1 protein-coding gene is annotated in these 1,667 nt (G+C 70.5%); it reads right to left on the bottom strand.

Annotation, left to right across the window (positions count from 1 at the left end):
• Positions 1-139 precede the first annotated feature (139 nt).
• A complete protein-coding gene (locus ACWCP0_RS42050; RefSeq protein WP_451083977.1) occupies positions 140-1,546 on the bottom strand; it encodes an IS1380 family transposase in 1,407 nt (468 codons plus the stop codon).
• Positions 1,547-1,667 lie beyond the last annotated feature (121 nt).

The following is a 1,667-nucleotide window of genomic DNA, read 5'->3' as shown; positions in this document are numbered from 1 at the left end:
CCTCGCTGTTTCGCTTGGGTTGACGAGGTGACGCCGTGGGGTCGAGCGAGGCGGTATCGGGCGGTGGGCATGGTGGGGACCCGGCGCGTTGGTCGGGTTCTCCAAGGTCTTTCGTGTCGTAGGTGGCCGGGGCGGCTGGTCAGTTGGCGGGGCGGGGTAGGGCGGTCAGACGGTGGAAGGCGGCGGCAAGTTGGTGTCGCCAGGGCCAGGTTGCTGCGATCCGCAGGTGGAGGCGACGGCCGCCGCGGGTGAGACGGGCAGCGACGTGCAGGATCCGGTAGCGGAGTTTCTTGGGTTCGGCGGTAGCCAGCTCGCCGTCCAGCAGCAGGACGCGGGTCCAGGCCAGAAGGTCGATGGCCGCGAGGCTGAGCTCGAGCCAGGCGGCGTTGACGGAGAACAGGCGGGATGGGAAGCGTCCGAGGCCGGTGGTCTTGCCGCACCGGATGTGGTCCTCGACGGTGGCGTGACCACGGTGGCGGACCTCCAGGAACTGGGCCGAGCCGCCGCCGGAGTACGGGGTGTCGGTGAGGAAGGCCTGGTGCCGCAGGCCCTCGTCACTGTCGAACAAGGAGAGCTGGGCTCCGGGGTGCGGGCGTTCGCGGCGCACGATGATGCGAGTGCCGGCCGGGTAGCCGCTCAGGTCGACCAGGCCGGTCAGCTCGGCGACCTCGGCGGACTCACGCAGGGTCCCGTCGGCGTCCAGGGCGGGGTGCCAGACCTGTTCGGGCAGGGCGCGGATCGCGCGGCGGACCGGTGCGGTGACCGCGTATCCGACCGAGAAACGCAGGTGAAGGCCGTTGTCACGCAAGGCGCGGAGATGCGTGAGGAACGCCTTCGCGCTGCCCGCGCTGTCGGTGCGGACCAGGATGTCGGTGCCGTGCCGGTGGGCGTCGGGGATCTGCGCGAGGGCCTGGTCGAGCACGGTGATGTGATCGGCGGCGGTGTTGGCTCCGGCGTTGCCAGGCCGCATCAGCCCGGACATCGCCTCGCCGGTGTTGGCCAGGAAACACAGCAACGGGTGGAACCCGAAGCCGCCTTTGTAGGTGGGTGCGGCCTGGTCTTTCTCGGAGTGGCAGGTGACCAGCGTGGCATCGAGGTCCAGGACCAGGCCGGGCAGTTCGCGTCCGCCGGCCTTCACTGCGGGTATCGCGGTGCGGGTCTCGGCGGCCTGCAGCCAGGCCACCTCCCGGGCTGCGGCGCGGGCCGACCGTAGGCGGTCCAGTATGCGTTCGTCGACGGCGGCCAGCAGCCGCCAAGCCGTCGGTGTGGAGGCCACCGGGCCGAACACCTCGCGCTGGTCCCGCAGAACGGCCAGATCCGCGATCGCCTCGCCGCCGTCGGCGAGCATCACTGCGAGATCGGTGGCGATCCGGCCTGGGTCATGGCCGGTGCCGCGCGGCCGAAGCGGCCGGAGCACGGTGGAATACGCCGCCGTCAGCCCGGTCGCTTCGGCGAGGTCCGCCAGCAAACGCGCTCCGGCGTGCCCGACCACCCCCGACCCGTCAGTGGACACCACAAGCCGGGGCCGCGAACCGATATCCTTCACGCAGAAAGTGCCTTCCTCTGGCGACGACCGAACCCCTAGACAAGGTCCATCGTCCCAGCTCAGGGAGGCACTTTTGCGTTTCTACCCAACCCTCAGCCGCACCCCAACCGAAACGGCGAGG

It is taken from the genome of Streptomyces sp. NPDC001970, assembly GCF_053594115.1.
Note: the sequence above shows the minus strand (reverse complement) of the source record. Positions and strands in the feature narration are given on the sequence as shown.